This is a genomic window from Halorussus sp. MSC15.2, assembly GCF_010747475.1.
Lineage (GTDB): Archaea > Halobacteriota > Halobacteria > Halobacteriales > Haladaptataceae > Halorussus.
Map to the genome: position 1 here is coordinate 542038 of NZ_VSLZ01000001.1, position 14806 is coordinate 556843.

Below are 14806 nucleotides of genomic sequence, written 5' to 3' on the forward strand. Positions count from 1 at the left end.
TTGCGATACACAGATTCTTTCGGTGCATTACTCGGTCGAAGCAATGATATGGCTCTGCGTCGGAGGTCCGATGGTTGTGTATGTCCTCCGAAAAATCGACTGCGGCCGACGACAGACGATTCGAGACGCTCTCGGTGACCTACGGCGAAGAGCCGGACCTCTCGAACGGGGTAGGTGACGTAACGTCGCCGATTCACCTCGCCTCGACCTACGCGGTCGAGGGCATCGACATGGACACCGCGCTCGAAGACCTCGACCCCGAGGCCGACGAGTTCCTCTACACTCGCCTGTCGAACCCCACCCGCCACGCCGTCGAGAAGCGAATCGCGGCGCTCGAAGGCGGCGACCACGCGATGGCGTTCGCCTCCGGAACGAGCGCCGTCGTCTCGACGGTGATGGCCGCGGTCGAACCCGGCGACCACGTCGTGGCCTTCGAGGACCTCTACGGCGGGACGAACACGATGCTCAAGGAGTTGTTCCGCGACAGACTGAACGTCGCGGTGGACTTCGTGGACGCGACCGACCCCGAGAACGTCCGGGCCGCCACGACCGAGGAGACCGCCCTGCTCTGGATGGAGACCCCGACCAACCCCCTGCTCCGACTCTGTGACGTCGAGGCGATGGCCGCCATCGCAGACGAGTGCGACGCCCTCCTCGGGGTGGACAACACCTTCATGGGACCGTACTTCCAGCGGCCTCTCGAACTCGGCGCGGACGTGGTGGTCCACAGCACCACGAAGTACATCAACGGTCACAGCGACTCGCTGGGCGGCGTGGCCGTCCTCTCGGACGACGAGTACGCCGAGGAGATTGGGTTCCTCCAGCAGGTCGGGATGGGGAACGTGATGGCTCCGTTCGACGCCTACATGGTCCTGCGCGGGATGAAGACCCTGCCCCTGCGAATGGCCCAGCACGAGACGAACGCCGCGGAGGTCGCGGCCTACCTCGACGCCCACGACCGCGTCTCGGCGGTCCACTACCCCGGTCTCGACTCCCACCCCCAACACGACCTCGCCGACGACCAGATGGACGGCCACGGCGGCGTCCTCTCCTTCGAACTCGACGGCGACCTCGACGCGGTCGAACGCTTCGTCGCCGCGCTGGAGGAGTTCACGCTCGCGGTCAGTCTCGGCGGCGTCGAGAGCCTCGTCGAACACCCCGCGAGCATGACCCACTCGCCGCTCCCGGCCGAGGAGCGCGCGGAACTCGGAATCACCGACAGTCTGCTCCGGGTCTCCGTGGGCGTCGAACACCCCAAGGACTCGTCGCCGACCTCGAACGCGGATTCTCCGCGATGGAATCGGCGGCGTCCTCGGAAGAATCGGACGAGGGGTCGCCGACCGACGCGGAGGCCGGAGCGCCCGGAGCGAGTCCCGGCGACGACTGAGCGCGGACTCGCTCACGCCGCGATAACGACCGCCTCGCGCACCTCCAGCGCGGTCTCGAACTCCTCGCGCCGGTCCTCGCGTTTGCCCACTCGGAGCAGTTGCTCGGCGTTCGCGCGGGCCACGGTCTCGTGTTCGCGCTCGGACCACCCGAGGTCCTCGCCGACCTCGGCCCAGAACCCCTCGGGGACGAGGAAGACGGTCCGCACGTCGTCCTCGTGGACTCGCTCGTACTGCCTGCGGAGGTCGTCGGCCCGAACCTCGACCTCGCGGCGGCCCTCGGCGACGAGGTCGGGGACGCGCTGGCCGCCGACGCTGGCCTTCGCCGCGGTCAGGACCAGTACCTGCCCCTCGATGGGATTCTCGGCCGTCATCGTCGGCGGTCGTTCGGTCGGCGCGCTCTCATCCGCCCGCTCGCATCGCCTTCTGGGAGAACTTCTCTATCAGCGGGTCGAGCGTGTTCTCCTCGCCCTCGAACACGACCGTGACCTCGGTCAGCGTCACGGAGCGACCGATTTTGACCTTCTCCGAGGAGACGCTGGCCCGCCAGTCGTCGCCGACCACGTCGCCGTCGCCTTCGGGGTCGCCGCCCTCGATGGTCCCGCCGAGGTTCGAGAGGTACCGCCGGGCGAGTCGCTCGGAGATGCCTCGGAAGGACTTCTCGACCCGCATCACTCCTCCGCCGCCGCGGCGTCGCTTCCGCCCGCGACCGGCGGGAAGACGCTCAGCGTGTCGCCGTCCGCGAGCTGGGTGTCCACACCGTCGATGTGAACCACGTCCGTGCCGTTCTTCATCACGGACAACTGGGACCGGAGGTCGCCGTCCTCGAAGAGGTCGAGACCGTACTCCTCGGTGAGGTCCGTCAGCACGTCGCCGACGGTAGTCCCGTCTGGGTAGTCGCGTTCGAGGGTCTTCTGGCCGACCGCCTCGCGGAAGTTGGCGAAGAAGCGCAGTGTGAGGTCCATGTCTCCTGATTGGTTGGCGACGACATAAAGGTCAGTTCAAGTCGGTCGCCCTACAGAACCTCAGTTCTTTCCCCACGTTCTGGGCCGTATTCTCACGGTCCTCTGGCAGTCCGACAGTTCACAGATGTAGAAGTCCTTTACATACGGAACGTTCTTCTTTGACTGAAGTAGAGCGAATATAATGAACCGTCGCCACGTCATCTCCGCCCTGTTCACCGCGTCCGTACTTCCGGGATGTTCGACGCTACAACCGCAGCACGACTCGATGCAGTTCGAAATCAACGCCGCGAACCTATATCGACTTGAAAACGGAGGGTTTGTCACGGTAGTCCACCTCGACAGGCGAGGGAAGCAGGACGAGAAACGGACTGTCCACCTGCGGTGGGAATTCGTGTCGAAGAGCGACGGAGTCCGGTGGGCAATAGACCAGCGGTTCGTAATCGACACCGAAGCCGTAGACCCGAAGGTGACGCTCTCGTGGATGCCCGGCGGAGACGAGGCCGAAGACGGTGTACGCGATTCCCGCGTTAAAATCACCCGTCGTCCGGAGAGAGACTCCGACTGGGTCGCTACGGAGCGGAACCCGAATAGTCGTTCCGACTGAACGCTTGACGGTCTGTGTCAGCCAGTCTGTAGGCAGTCATCTCACGGGGTCAGGCCGTCAGCGACAGCGAAAAGCTCAGTCTGAACCAACCACGCCAGCACCAGCTCCGGTGAACAGGGGCGTGACATCGACTCTCACGAGAAACGTCGCTCCGACGGTTGGTGTCGCAAATCCCGACGTTTCCGACGGCCGCCGACCGACCCGCCGAGCGCGCCGACGGCCGACCCGAGCGCCGTGACCGCGACCAGCGCGACCGAGGCGGGGACGTCGCCGAACGACACCACCGTCTCACCCGCGAGGTGCAGGACCGTGAACGCGGCGACGAGCGTCGCGCCGCCGACGCCCGCGAGGCCGTGGCGCGCGCCCGACCCCCCGCCCGTGCCGCCGAGGTAGCCCGCGACGTAGGCCCCGAGCGGGACCGTGAGGAGCGTCGCCGCCGCGAACGCGGTCGCGACCGACTCGGGGACGCCGACGGCGAACGCCAGCGCGGGTCCCACCTGCGGGACGACCGCGACCAGCGCCCCGGCCGCGACCGCCCCGCCGTCGAGCCAGCGGTCGCTGTGCTGGCGGGCCTTCGCGCGTCGCACCCGGTCGAGCGGGTCGGCGTCGTCGCTCGTCATCCTTCCGCTACCGCCCCGGTCGGATACCGTCGCTGACGATTCGGGCGTGACGCTCGCGGTCGATGCGCTCGCCGAGGTTCTCGTGGTCGTACAGTTGCTGCATCAGCGCCCCCATCAGGTCGCGCCACGCCATCGCGTAGATGGGCGACTGGCCCCACGCGCGCAACTCGGCCACGAAGTCGTCGTACTGCTCCCACCGGTTCTCGAACCGTTCGAGCGCGTCCACCACCGCGCCCGCGGCGTCGTCGTCGCCCTCGGCCTCCGCGATGGCGCTGTTGAGTCGGCGCTCCCACCCTTCGACCGCGCGTTCCATGTCTCGGGCGGCGTCCTCGCCGTCGGCCGGGAGCGATTCGACGATGGGGTCCGGCACGGAGAGCGTCAGTTCGTCCATGTCCGCCCCTTGTCCTTCGTGGTCCAAATAGCTACGGCCGCCGGAAGGGTTCTCCGTCGGCACTCGGCGTCGTCGGTCCGCAGTTGCCCGCGGCTCGACGGACGGAGACCACCGACGGTCTCACCCCGCACGCGGACCGAACGTGTTCGGACTCGACTATTCCGCGGTGGAGCGCGTCTCTCCGATTATGAACGCCGATGCCAGAAGCGCCGAGGTGCCCGCCCGCGAGTCCGAGACGACCGTCGAGGTCCGATGCACCGGCCACGTCCGGACCGAAGTCGGAGCGCCGAAACTTGAGTTCACCTTCGAGGGCGAGACGCTCCGGGAGTTCCTCGACGCGTTCTTCGCCGAGTACGACGTGAAGGACCTGCTGCTGGCCGAGACCGAAGCGGAGGCGTCCACGAGCGGGTGGGCCGAACCGCCCGAGGACCTCCCCGACTCGTGGCGGAAGAACCCCGAGGGCGAGCAGACCCGGACCTACGCCCGCGTCACGGTCGGCGGCGAGTTCAACGAACACCTCGCGGGTCTGGACACCCGCCTCGCGGACGGCGACCGCGTCGGACTCATGTACCCGTTCATCTACTGCTGCTGATATGGGTGCCCGAGCGGTGACGCGGTGGTCGCGGCGGTTCGTCGCCGCGAGCGCGCTCTTCCTCGTCGCGTGGCAGGCCGCCGCGCTCGCCGGCGTCGATAGACGCGTGCGAGTGGCCCTCGCGGTCTACGGCTTCGTTCTCCACGCCGTCTTCGGGAAGGCCTACTCGCTGGTCCCTTCCTACTTCGACCGGTCGCTCGCGCTCACCCGCGCGCCCGGCGTCCACTTTCCGCTCACCGCACTCGGAGCGGTCGGACTCGCCGCCGCGCCCCGCTCGGGTGTCCCCGAAGGAGTCGGTGCGGTCGGTGCGTTCTGCTGGGCCGCCGGAGTCGCCGTCTTCGTCGCGGCGCTCGCGTGGACCCTCCGGGACAACCCGACCGGCCGCGAGACCGGCACGAGCGACGCCAACGCCGACCGCAGGCCGGTGGACCGCTTCGCCAACGCCTTCGTTCCCGTCGTCCTCGCGTACCTGCTCGTCGGGTCCTACGCCACGGCTGCCGGGTACGTCACACCCGTGCCCGCGCTCCCCGAACTCGCGTCGCTCGGGTTCGCGCGCACGGCCCACCTGTTGGCCGCGGGCACCGCCGCGCTCCTCGTCTTCGCGGTCGGGTTCCGACTGTTCCCGCGGTTTCTGGTCGCTTCGTCGCCGCGAGCGCTGGTCGCCGTCGTCTTACCCGCGGGAGCGGTCGGTCCGGCGGTCCTCGCGTGGGGGCTCTACCGCGGGCCGTGGTTCCGGGCCGGAGCGGCCCTCGAAGCCCTCGCCGTGGTCGGGTTCGCGCTGGCGTACGCCGTCCTCTTCGTTCGCTCGGAGCGCCGCCGCGTCGGGTTCTACGCGGTCCTCGTCGGCGTCGCTTCGGGCGTCCTCGGGGTGCTCGTCGGCCTCTCGTTCGCGCTTGGCGGCGTCGCACCCTCGTCGGCGCTCGTCGAGGCCCACTTCCGACTCAACGTCCTCGGGTTCCTCGGCCTGACTATCGCGGGTGCGACCTACCAGTTCTATCCGCCCACGGTCGGCACCTTCCACGGCGCGTCCGACCGAACTGCACTGGCGTCCGTCTCGCTAGTCGGTGTCGGTCTGCTCGCAGAACTCGGCGGCGCGCTGGCCTCGACGCTGGCGGGGAGACAGGCGGCGACGTGGGCCGGGGCGCAGACGGCGACGTGGGTTCTCGTCGGCCGCGCGAGTGCGCTCGGCGGTGCGCTCCTGTTCGCGGGTCTCGTCCTCGGCGTGTTCGCCGAGCGGTGAGGTCGCCCGCTACTCGTCGCGGTCCAGTCGCTTCGCCATCTGCACTTCGTCCACGAGGTCGCCCTCGACCCGGTAGTGGTCGGCCCGGGTCGCCTCGCGCTCCCACCCGTACTCGTCGAGCAGTTCCAGCGCGTCCTCGTTGGTCGCCGGGAGACTCTGGTAGACCTTCAAGTAGTCTCCGTCGTCGGCCCACGACATGCCGCGTTCGAGCAGGGTCCCGCCGACCCCCGCCTCGCGGTACTCGGGCGCGACGCCCACTGTCAGTTCGGCGGTGTGGCTCCGGGCGGGGAGTTCGAAACCCTGCAGGTGGACCCACCCGATTATCTCGTCTTCGGCGACGCCGTTTCCGGCGTGCTCGCGTTCCCCATCTTCGCCCTTCGAATCGTCGTTCCCTGCGTTTTCACCCTCCTCGGTGTCCTCGCGGCGCAGTTCGGCCACGAAGAACATCCGTGACTCGCGCTCGTTGAGTCGGACCAGCGCGCCGTCCCGTTCTATGGCGTCCGCCACTCGCTCGTCCACGACGATGGCTCCCTCCGCGGCCACGTCTCGGATGAGTTCGGCCACCGCCTCCCGGTCGTCCTCGTCTGCGGGCCGTATCGCGTACTCGAACTCGTCGGTCTCGTGGGTCTCCGCGTCCGCGTCGGGCGAGACGTAGAGCCGACCGTCGCGCTCGGTCAGCGCCCCGGCCTCCAGTAGTTCGTCGAGGTGGTCGTTGAACTCCGCGACCGAGAGCCGAGTCGCGGACTCGGTGCCCGAGCGCGGCGGTTTCGCCCCCGCGGTCTCCTCGACTCGAACCTCGTCGCGGACCTCCTCGCGGGCGGCGGACCCGCGCCGCTCGACGCATCGGTAGATGCGAGTCGCCACGTCGCTCTCGAACTCCAGTTGCGGTGTCGCCATGTCGCGTCCGAGTACGGCCCGGGATACCATGGTTATTGAGTCGATACGCGGGAGTATGCGGTGGATACGGGCGCACGACGGCGGGTCACCGCCCCGCGTCGTCGCGCAGAGGCGTCGAGTACGGCAGTACCGGCACGTCGAAGGTGTCGGCTAGCGTCGCGAGCGTCCCGTCGAAAGTAAAGAGGTAGACGGGAACGTCTCGGTTCCAGCTTTCCCGGGCGAGCGCGAGGACGAGCGCGGCCTCGGGGAAGCTGAACTCGATACCCGACCGTTCCTCGAACAGTCCGGTCGCGGCGTCGAACACGTCCTTCGGCGTTCTCTCCTGACAGTTATCGCTCCAGTCGTCGCTTCCGTGAACGACTCGGACCGTCGAATCGCCGATTCTACTCCGGAGGCGTTCGACAGTCTTTGCGGACTTCGCGTACCTGACCTTCGTGAAGACTTCGACGAGTTGGTAGACGTTCGTGGTGTATATCGCTCTCGACCGACACAGTTGCTGAAAGCGGCCGGTGGTTTCTCGGTGCATCTCCGACCGAACGTCCGTGAACCACGAGAGCAACGCCTCTTTGCCGAGGTACACGACGACGTTTCCGCGACCGGCCGGAAACAGAACGTCGTCAGGATGATGGGACAGTGGCTCCGCGTCGCGTCTTCGGGCGTCTGCTGACATCGAAACGACTACTCCTCGCTACCAGTTAGCCGAATGCGTTCACCATCGAGAAGCGGGTCCCAGTCGTCACCTATCGGGTCGCCGAGTTCCGGGAGTGCGTCGGGGTCGCCCCTGATGAACTCCTCGACCGCGGGGTGGTGGTCCCCGTCCGGCGAACGACGTTCGTCCTCGTCAGTCGCCACGCAAATACCTCCTCTCCCCAGAGTTGTCGTTCTCGTCACTAAAACCTACCGAGCAGGCAGACGAACGCACTCCGTCCCGGGTCACGCTCCGGATTCGTTACGTCCTCCAATTTAAATCTCCGCCTCGCTCGGACCGCCTACTTCTCTTCGACGTGCCGAACCGTGGTCGAGATGCCGCGCGTGCTCTCGGCCATCTCCGGGCCGGTCATCTCGGCCCGGCCGACCGCGAACGCCTTCGGTCCCTCGATTACGACCTCGTCGCCGACCCGGATGTCGTCGTCGGCGTCCACGACGCCCGGCGCGAGGACGCTCCCGTGGGGCGCGAAGTTGTCGATTTCGACGCGCTTGGTCGGGGCGTCGGACTCGACCCAGTGGCGAGCACCGGCGAGCGTGAACGAGAGGACGCCGTACTGGGGGACCATCGCGGCGAGTTGCTCGCCGTCGGGGTCCTGCACGCGGAGTTTGGGGTAGCGGGCCTCGGTCTGCACGTCGTCGAAGAGCGCGTCGCCCGCGCCCTCGCCGAACTGGTAGTCGGCGATGGCTTTGAGCGTGTTGTGCTGGCGCTCGCGCTTGCCGTACTTGAGTTCGCCGTCGAGGGTCCGCATCAGGTTGCCCAGCGACTCGGTGGTCGTGGGGTGGTCCTCGACGGTGTACTCGAACTCCATCCCGAGCGCCTCCTCGACGCGTCCGCAGACGTCGCGGTAGCCCTCGTTCGGGACGTGGGCGATGACGCGCGGGTAGTCGTTGTGTTCGAGGTAGCGCCGCAGAACCTCGGCGACGAACTGCTTCTCGTCCTCGGACCAGCGACCCGTGACCACCGAGTCGTAGTGCTGTGCCGGATACGTCAGTTCGAGTTCCTGCGGGACGACGCCGATGGGCGAGGTCATCGAGACGGTGTGCGCCCGGAACTGGATGGCGTCGTGGAACTGCCCGTGGCTCTGGGATTCGCTGTAGGGCTTGGCGGCCGAGCAGGGCACCAGCACGAGAGGGTTGTCGAACCGGTTGTGGTACCGCGAGGTCACGCGGTCGGCGAACCGCTGTATCTCGACGCGCTGGAGAGTGTCCTCGGTCGCGGCCGAGAGTTCGGCGTCGCGGATGAGCGGCGTGCGCTCTTCGAGGTACGACCACTGCTGGTCGAACTCCCGGAAGGCGGCGGTCAGCCACTGGTCGTGGCGGGCCTGTCCCTCGATGTAGTCCCGGAGGCGACCCGAACGGATGCGCTCGCGGACGATTCCCAACTCCGCGCGGAGTGCGTTGACGTTGTGGTCGGCGCAGTCCTCGCGGGTGAACTCCGAGACCGGTTTCCGGCAGGCCGGGCACGCGCAGGGGAGTTCCGAGAGGTCGTCGAGGTAGTGGGTTCCTTCCGAGGTCAGGTACTTGCCCTGCGTGCCCGCCACCACCGCACGGTCGGCGTCCACGAGGTCCACTCCGGCGTAGACCAGCGTGGCGACGTTCGCGGGCGTGGCGACCCCCGGGAGGTAGAGCGCGCTGTCGGCCGGAATCGCCTCGCGGGTCTCGACGATGGCGTCCCTGAACCCCGCGCCGTGGCCGACGAACCCCTGCGCGCCCGAGAGGACGTAGGCGTCCGCGCCGAAATCCCCGGCGGTCTCGGGCGCGACGACCGCGGCGCTCGGGTAGTCCACGTCGGGATACTCCGGGGCGAACGACTCCATCACCTCGTCGTCGGTCCCGCTGGGGAACCCGCGGTGGGGGAGAATCGTGAGAACGTCGTCGCTCCCCTCGGGGACCTCCCGGTCGGCGGTCCAGAGGCTCCCGGCGTCGGCGAGAAAGTCGTCCGCGATGGCGGGCGTCGTCACGGCGTCCGCGAGGCGCAACTCGGCGATTCGGGCCGGGCCGTCGCGCTCGTGGACCTCGAAGTAGTCGGTCATACCTCCCGGTCGGGGGGGCGAGAGGCAACTATCTTGCGAGACGCGACTCCCGTCCCGGAGGCTATCGAGCGCCGAAAAAGCGACGTGCGGTTCGGTGCGACCGATTCGACGGGAAGCCGACCCGGAGCGTCGTCACGCCGTGGACGCGGTCGTCTCCTCGGTCGCTTTGGTCCCGGCGTAGGCGTTGTACCCGCCGAAAGCGGCGACCAGCACGCCCACGACGACGGCGTTCCAGAACGCGATGCCCGCGAGCGTCCAGACGAACGCCGCGGCTATCGTCCAGAGTCCGAGCAGCGCGTTCAGGCCGCTACTCCACCGCGGGACGACGCCCTCGTCGGTGGCCGCGTAGTAGCCGTACGCTCCGAGAATCGCTATCGCCGCACCGATTAGCAGGTCGTTCCAGTAGTTCGCACCGCTCACACCCCACACGAACGTCGGCACGAGGAACAACCACAAGCCGAGCAGCGCGTTCGCGCCGGAGAGCCACTTCGACGTCGTGGTCTCTCTCGCACTCATGGTCTCTCACCTCGTTCTGCCGGGGTGTTCGTCCCTCGGCACTCGTCTCTACGCGATTCTCGGACAAAAATGGTTGCGACGTTTTCGCCCGGTAGCGGCGGCTTGACGCCCCGTAATCCGATTTTGAACGGCGAGTCCCCGCCTCCGAGCGGTCGCCGCTCGCGGAGGCTACTCGACGGTCTGCTCGCGCGTTCGGTCGCGGTCCTCCTCCACCGCCTCCACCGTCAGCACGTTGGCGACGAGGTTGCCGTGGCCGCGTCGGAGTCGTTCGGAGAGGGCCTGATGGGAGATGGCGAGTTCGTCGGCGAGGTCCCGCGCCGAGGTCTCGCGGGGGACCTCGTAGTAGCCGGTTTCCAGCGCGGTCGTCACGGCCTCGTACTGCTGGGCGGTCAGTCCGTACTGGCCCTGTTCGTCGCGGTTCTCCAGTTCGTGTATCTGCTCGACGTCGATGTCGAGGTCGCGGTCCCGGCAGAAGTCGTGGGTCCGGGAGACGGCCTCCCGGTCGGGGAACAGGATGCGGAGGTGCCACCGCCGGTCGCGGCCCCGCGCCTTCAGGACGGCGGCCCCGTGTTCGGTCATCGAGTGCAGCAGTACTTCGACCGACTCGACCCACTCCATCTGGTAGAATCGCCCGTCGGTTAGTTCGGTGAGCCGCCGTTCGTTCTCGACCGAGGGGTCCGCCGCGAGCGCGTCCTCGAAGGCGTCGAGGTCCTCGCCCGCGGCCCAGACGAACGGCATGACCCGCCCCTCGTCGTGGGCCACGACGCGTTCGGCCGCGACCTCCACGTCGGGGACCCGCGGCAGGGTCTCCCGCAGCGCGAACGTTTCTGCGGGGACGCCGAGTTGCGCGATGGTACTCATGGTCGTTCGTACCACGAACGCACTGATATGGCTTGTAGCCGATTGCTTGCCAATGACGGGACGGAAAGCCGCTTCCGCACCGCCTCGAAAATATTATGGGTCTGAAACGAAACGCTCCGAAGGATGGCGTCCCCGCGAACAGACGGTAACGACACTGACCGGGACGATACCCCCGACGGAGACCCAGCGCCGGACCGAGAACGCCGGCGGCCGAAACTCTCGTTGTTCCTCGCGGGACTCCTCGCAGTGGACGTCGGCATCGACCTCTACGACGACGGAACCGTCTCGTGGTTCTGGCTCGCGGTCGGCGCGGTCGCGTGGGCCGCGGCGGCGGGACCGCTCGCGTCGAGCGCGGTCGGTCGGCGGGTCGGTGCGTGGTTCCGGTCCATCGGCATATTCGGTCGAGGCGTCGTCATCGTCGGGTTCGCGGCCGCGACGTGGTGGCTGATGGGTACGTTCGACCCGCCGACGCTCCCTATCGAAAGCCTCGTCTTCGGCGGGATGGTCGGATTGATACTCCAAGTTCTCTGGGAGATGCACGAGTCGAACTGACCGACCCTGCTCACGCGGGGTCGGCGCTCAGGTCCACCACGTCCACGTCCTCGGGCATCCGTGCCAGCGCGCTTTCGGGCAGTCGTGGCGGTTATCGGGACACGGTTTCGGAATTCGCGGACTATCGTATCGGCGTAATACTTTTCTTGTAATACGACAAAAGTCATACTATGAGCCGCGTCACGAGCAAGGGGCAGGTCACGATTCCGAAGGAAGTCCGCGAGCGACTGGGTATCCGACCGGGCGACGAAATCGAGTTCGAAGAGACCGACGAAGGGTACGTCATCAAGAAGGAAGTCGAAGCGAATCGCTTCGAGAAGTGGCGAGGCGTGGCAGAGACCGACGAGACTGTCGAGGAGCGGATGCGCGACCTCCGCGGAGAGCGTGAATGACTCGGACCGTCGTAGACACGAGCGCGCTCATCGCACTGCTGTATCCCGACGACCGCCACAACCGACGTGCAGTGTCGCTGCTCCAAGCGGCCGCTGCCGACGGGGCGATTTCGATAAACCCCGTCGTCTACGCGGAGTTGGCGGCCGACCCGTACTTCGAGTCTCACGAGCAGTTAGACGCCTTCCTCGACGACACGGGTATCGGCATCGAGGAACTCCCGCACGACGCCCTGTTCCACGCTGGGGAGGCGTTCCAGACGTATCTCGACAGGCGCGGCGATGGTCTCCAGTGCGGCGAGTGCGGTCATCAGACGACCTACGAATGCGGGGGATGCGGGGCACCCGTGACCGCGCGCCAACACGTCCCTGCCGATTTTCTCATCGGCGCGCACGCCGAAACGGCCGACGAACTGGTCACGTTCGACCGGGGGTTCTACCGGGACTACTTCGACGTAGAGTGTCGAACCGTTCGGGAGTGACGCTCATTCCGGGTCCGCGCTCAGGTCCACTACGTCCACGTCTTCGGGCACCAGCGCCAGCGCGCTCTCGGGCCAGTCGTGGTGGGCCAGCGTGAACTCGGTCTCGGGGTTCGACTCGGCGAGTCGGGCGACCCCCTCCGCGGCCGACCGGTATCCCTCGGGGTCCATGCGTTCGGGAGTCTCGGCGGTCAGCGGGTAGGTCTCCGAGAGGTGGCGCGGGAAGGGACCGAACGGGGCGACGACGCGCCACGACTCGTCGTAGCGGTCGCTCGGACCGCCCTCGGTCAGCAGCACTCGGCCCTCGGGGTTCAGGCGGTCCAGACGCTCGCGGTGGCGGACGACCTCCGGTCGCCGCGCGCTCTCTCCCGAGAGGTAGAAGAACGCGCCCTTCGACACAGAATCCTCTCGCTCTAACTGGTCGGCGTGGGCCGTCAGCGCGCGGTAGCCGTCGAGCATCGCGGGGTGGGCGCGGGCGCGGGTCTCGACTAGTTCGAGCAGGTTGCCCGACCGCAGGGCCTGCTTGACGGTGCGCATCTCCCGGAACGTGACGTGGAGGTTGTGCTCGGCCAGCAGTTCCTCGCGCTCGCGGTCGTCGAGTCGCCGCAGTTCCGCCGGTGTGTACTCCGCGCAGACCGGACACGAGCAGGGGAAGTAGTCGAGGTCGTCCATCTGCTCGGTGCCCCGAACGGTGAGGTATCGGTCGTCGCGGGCGTAGAGCGCGTAGGCCGCCGAGTCGAAGAGGTCGCACCCCATCGCCACCGCCAAGGCGAACATCATCGGGTGGCCCGCGCCGAAGAGGTGGACCGGCGCGTCCGCGCCGAGACCGCGCTTGGCCGCCGCCACCACGTCCACCATCTCGGCGTAGCGGTAGTCGTTCATCAGGGGGACGACCGCGCCGACCGGAAACACGTCGAGGTCGGTGGCCTCGGCGTGGCGGCCCGCCTCCTCGCGGAGGTCGGTGTAGGTCGAACCCTGCACGGGCGCGTTCACCAGCATGTCGCCCACGTCCACGCTCTCGGCGACTCCGAGGCGCTCCTGCGTCGTCGCGAGTTCCTGCTCGGCTTGCTCGCGGGGCACGTCGGGCGGTGTCGGGATGTCCACCGGCGTGCCGATGTCGCTCCCGACGTCGTGCTGGAACTGGAGGATTTCGGGCGTGGTCACGTCGATTTCGCCGTACTCCGCTAGCTGGAAGGAACCGGAGTCGGTCATGATGGCGCCGTCGAAATCCAGCACGTCGTGGAGGCCCCGTTCCAGCGCCTCGTCGCGGTAGTCGTCGCTCCCGTAGAAGATGTAGGAGTTCGTGATGAGAATCTCCGCGCCGAACTCGGATTCGAGTCGCGAGGGTTCGACGGTCCGAACGTGGGGGTTGATGACGGGGAGGAGCGCAGGCGTCTCGACGGTGACGCCCGCGCGGGGGACTTCCAGTTCCCCGATGCGACCCAGCGCGTCTTGGTCGCGAATCTCGAAGTTGTCTCTGGTCATTGGGGTGGGATAGCCGGAGTGCGGGGGTAAGGATTGCGTTCTCGGGCGTCGGTCGGGGTTCCGTGTCCCCCCCACTGTCTGGTCCGGCGCGTGGTGGCGCGAGTTCATCTCGCGTCTTCACGCGCGAGGTCTCGCTGAGCGTAGCGAAGCGAGGCTCGGCAGACGCGGTTCGTCTGCCGGTGGACGAGGACCGCAGGCCAACGGCCGAGGACCGCAGTTGGTTGGGAGGTGTGAGGCCTGCGGTCGCGGTGCTGTGCGGGAACTCCTTCGTTCAAGCCTGACACTAGTCCCGCCGCGTCTTCTCCGCTGCTATTCGGGACCACCGACTCTCCGAACGCCGGACCCACCGAGACTCGACGGCCTTGGCGACCGCACTCTCGTTACTCTTCGGCGGTCCCGAACGCCTCGTAGTACAGCAGTCCGAGCGTCGTCCGGCCGTCCCGAATCTCGCGCTCGGCGACGTGCTCGCGCAACTCGTCCGGCGTCGTCGTATCGACGCGAATCGACTCGTTGTGGTCCAGTTCCTGCTCGGCGGTGGGCGTACATCCGCGGGCCACGAAGAAGTGCAGGACCGAGTTGGCGATGCCGTTCGCGGGTTCGACGCTGGTCAGGAACTCGACGCCGTCGGCCTCGTAACCGGTCTCCTCCCGGAGTTCGCGCCGGGCCGCCGCCTCGCGGTCCTCGTCCTCGGGTTCCGTCCCGCCGACCGGGAGGCTTCGATTCACTCGACGGACGGCCTGCCGCCACTCCTCGATGACGACCACGTCGCCGTCGGGGGTGAAGGGGAGGACCACGACGCTCTCGGGTTCCGCGACGTAGTCGAAGTCGGTCTCGGTGCCGTCGGGTAGTCTCACGTCCTCGTGTCGCACGTCGAACCCCGGGCAGGAGTACGCGACCGCCGAGTCGAGCGTCTCCCACGCGAGGGGGTCGTCGGTCGGAACGTCCTCGGCGGTGGAGTCGTCAGTCGGAGCGTCCTCGGCGCTCGACGCATCGTCGGTGGCAGGGTCGTCGGACATGAGTGAGCGTTCACCGACGAGCGACCAAAAACCCGGCCGATTGGGCGCGGCCCTCCGCGGTCGGTTCCGACGC

General features: G+C 67.7%; 19 protein-coding genes and 1 pseudogene. 7 read left to right on the forward strand and 13 right to left on the reverse strand.

Annotated elements, in window-relative coordinates; translation table 11 throughout:
* Window positions 1-80 precede the first annotated feature (80 nt).
* Window positions 81-1387, forward strand: a pseudogene (locus FXF75_RS02785) (trans-sulfuration enzyme family protein).
* A gap of 12 nt (window positions 1388-1399) precedes the next feature.
* On the opposite strand, the gene FXF75_RS02790 reads toward FXF75_RS02785, so the two are convergent.
* The 3 genes from FXF75_RS02790 to FXF75_RS02800 are packed head-to-tail and all read right to left on the reverse strand — an operon-like array spanning window position 1400 to window position 2350.
* Complete coding sequence (locus FXF75_RS02790) at window positions 1400-1759, reverse strand: hypothetical protein (protein WP_163520022.1); 360 nt, start codon at window positions 1757-1759, stop codon at window positions 1400-1402.
* Between the two features lie 28 nt (window positions 1760-1787).
* Entirely contained in the window at window positions 1788-2057 is a 270-nt protein-coding gene (locus tag FXF75_RS02795) for a hypothetical protein (RefSeq protein ID WP_163520023.1), read from the reverse strand.
* Window positions 2057-2350, reverse strand: a complete 294-nt coding sequence (locus FXF75_RS02800) for a ubiquitin-like small modifier protein 1 (protein ID WP_163520024.1) — start codon at window positions 2348-2350, stop codon at window positions 2057-2059. The genes FXF75_RS02795 and FXF75_RS02800 overlap by 1 nt, the downstream gene beginning before the upstream one ends.
* A gap of 181 nt (window positions 2351-2531) precedes the next feature.
* On the opposite strand from FXF75_RS02800, the gene FXF75_RS02805 reads away from it, so the two are divergent.
* Window positions 2532-2954, forward strand: a complete 423-nt coding sequence (locus FXF75_RS02805) for a hypothetical protein (protein ID WP_163520025.1) — start codon at window positions 2532-2534, stop codon at window positions 2952-2954.
* A gap of 134 nt (window positions 2955-3088) precedes the next feature.
* Here the strand turns inward: FXF75_RS02805 and FXF75_RS02810 are convergent, their stop codons facing one another.
* Both FXF75_RS02810 and FXF75_RS02815 read right to left on the reverse strand, forming a co-directional pair.
* The gene (locus tag FXF75_RS02810; protein WP_163520026.1) at window positions 3089-3574 is read right to left on the reverse strand and encodes a hypothetical protein; all 486 of its coding nucleotides are present in this window, start codon (window positions 3572-3574) and stop codon (window positions 3089-3091) included.
* 7 nt (window positions 3575-3581) lie between these two features.
* A complete protein-coding gene (locus FXF75_RS02815) occupies window positions 3582-3965 on the reverse strand; it encodes a hypothetical protein (RefSeq protein WP_163520027.1) in 384 nt (127 codons plus the stop codon).
* A gap of 187 nt (window positions 3966-4152) precedes the next feature.
* Here FXF75_RS02815 and FXF75_RS02820 point away from each other — a divergent pair, with 187 nt between their 5' ends.
* On the forward strand, window positions 4153-4557 hold the full coding sequence (locus FXF75_RS02820; RefSeq protein ID WP_163520028.1) for a MoaD/ThiS family protein: 405 nt from the start codon (window positions 4153-4155) through the stop codon (window positions 4555-4557).
* 1 nt (window position 4558) lies between these two features.
* Window positions 4559-5797 (forward strand): hypothetical protein, encoded by a 1239-nt coding sequence (locus tag FXF75_RS02825; protein WP_163520029.1) that lies wholly within the window; start codon window positions 4559-4561, stop codon window positions 5795-5797.
* 9 nt (window positions 5798-5806) lie between these two features.
* On the opposite strand, the gene FXF75_RS02830 is transcribed toward FXF75_RS02825, so the two are convergent.
* From FXF75_RS02830 to FXF75_RS02855, 6 genes are all read right to left on the reverse strand, one after another.
* Window positions 5807-6694 (reverse strand): GNAT family N-acetyltransferase, encoded by an 888-nt coding sequence (locus FXF75_RS02830; protein WP_163520030.1) that lies wholly within the window; start codon window positions 6692-6694, stop codon window positions 5807-5809.
* Between the two features lie 85 nt (window positions 6695-6779).
* Window positions 6780-7364, reverse strand: a complete 585-nt coding sequence (locus tag FXF75_RS02835) for a hypothetical protein (RefSeq protein ID WP_163520031.1) — start codon at window positions 7362-7364, stop codon at window positions 6780-6782.
* Between the two features lie 8 nt (window positions 7365-7372).
* Window positions 7373-7546, reverse strand: a complete 174-nt coding sequence (locus FXF75_RS02840; protein WP_163520032.1) for a hypothetical protein — start codon at window positions 7544-7546, stop codon at window positions 7373-7375.
* 137 nt (window positions 7547-7683) lie between these two features.
* Window positions 7684-9435 (reverse strand): archaeosine synthase subunit alpha, encoded by a 1752-nt coding sequence (arcS, locus tag FXF75_RS02845; protein ID WP_163520033.1) that lies wholly within the window; start codon window positions 9433-9435, stop codon window positions 7684-7686.
* Between the two features lie 132 nt (window positions 9436-9567).
* Window positions 9568-9951, reverse strand: coding sequence for a hypothetical protein (locus tag FXF75_RS02850; protein WP_163520034.1), 384 nt, complete (start codon window positions 9949-9951; stop codon window positions 9568-9570).
* A gap of 168 nt (window positions 9952-10119) precedes the next feature.
* Window positions 10120-10812 carry a bacterio-opsin activator domain-containing protein gene (locus tag FXF75_RS02855; RefSeq protein ID WP_163520035.1) on the reverse strand — a complete coding sequence of 231 codons (693 nt, stop codon included), beginning with the start codon at window positions 10810-10812 and terminating at the stop codon, window positions 10120-10122.
* A 123-nt stretch (window positions 10813-10935) separates the two neighbouring features.
* Here FXF75_RS02855 and FXF75_RS02860 point away from each other — a divergent pair, with 123 nt between their 5' ends.
* From FXF75_RS02860 to FXF75_RS02870, 3 genes are all read left to right on the forward strand, one after another.
* Entirely contained in the window at window positions 10936-11364 is a 429-nt protein-coding gene (locus FXF75_RS02860; RefSeq protein WP_163520036.1) for a hypothetical protein, read from the forward strand.
* 170 nt (window positions 11365-11534) lie between these two features.
* Entirely contained in the window at window positions 11535-11756 is a 222-nt protein-coding gene (locus FXF75_RS02865; protein WP_163520037.1) for an AbrB/MazE/SpoVT family DNA-binding domain-containing protein, read from the forward strand.
* A complete protein-coding gene (locus FXF75_RS02870) occupies window positions 11753-12235 on the forward strand; it encodes a type II toxin-antitoxin system VapC family toxin (protein WP_163520038.1) in 483 nt (160 codons plus the stop codon). The genes FXF75_RS02865 and FXF75_RS02870 overlap by 4 nt, the downstream gene beginning before the upstream one ends.
* Before the next feature lie 3 nt (window positions 12236-12238).
* On the opposite strand, the gene tgtA is transcribed toward FXF75_RS02870, so the two are convergent.
* Both tgtA and FXF75_RS02880 read right to left on the reverse strand, forming a co-directional pair.
* Window positions 12239-13717, reverse strand: a complete 1479-nt coding sequence (tgtA, locus tag FXF75_RS02875) for a tRNA guanosine(15) transglycosylase TgtA (protein WP_163520039.1) — start codon at window positions 13715-13717, stop codon at window positions 12239-12241.
* A gap of 380 nt (window positions 13718-14097) precedes the next feature.
* Window positions 14098-14733, reverse strand: coding sequence for an NUDIX hydrolase (locus FXF75_RS02880; RefSeq protein WP_163520040.1), 636 nt, complete (start codon window positions 14731-14733; stop codon window positions 14098-14100).
* Window positions 14734-14806 lie beyond the last annotated feature (73 nt).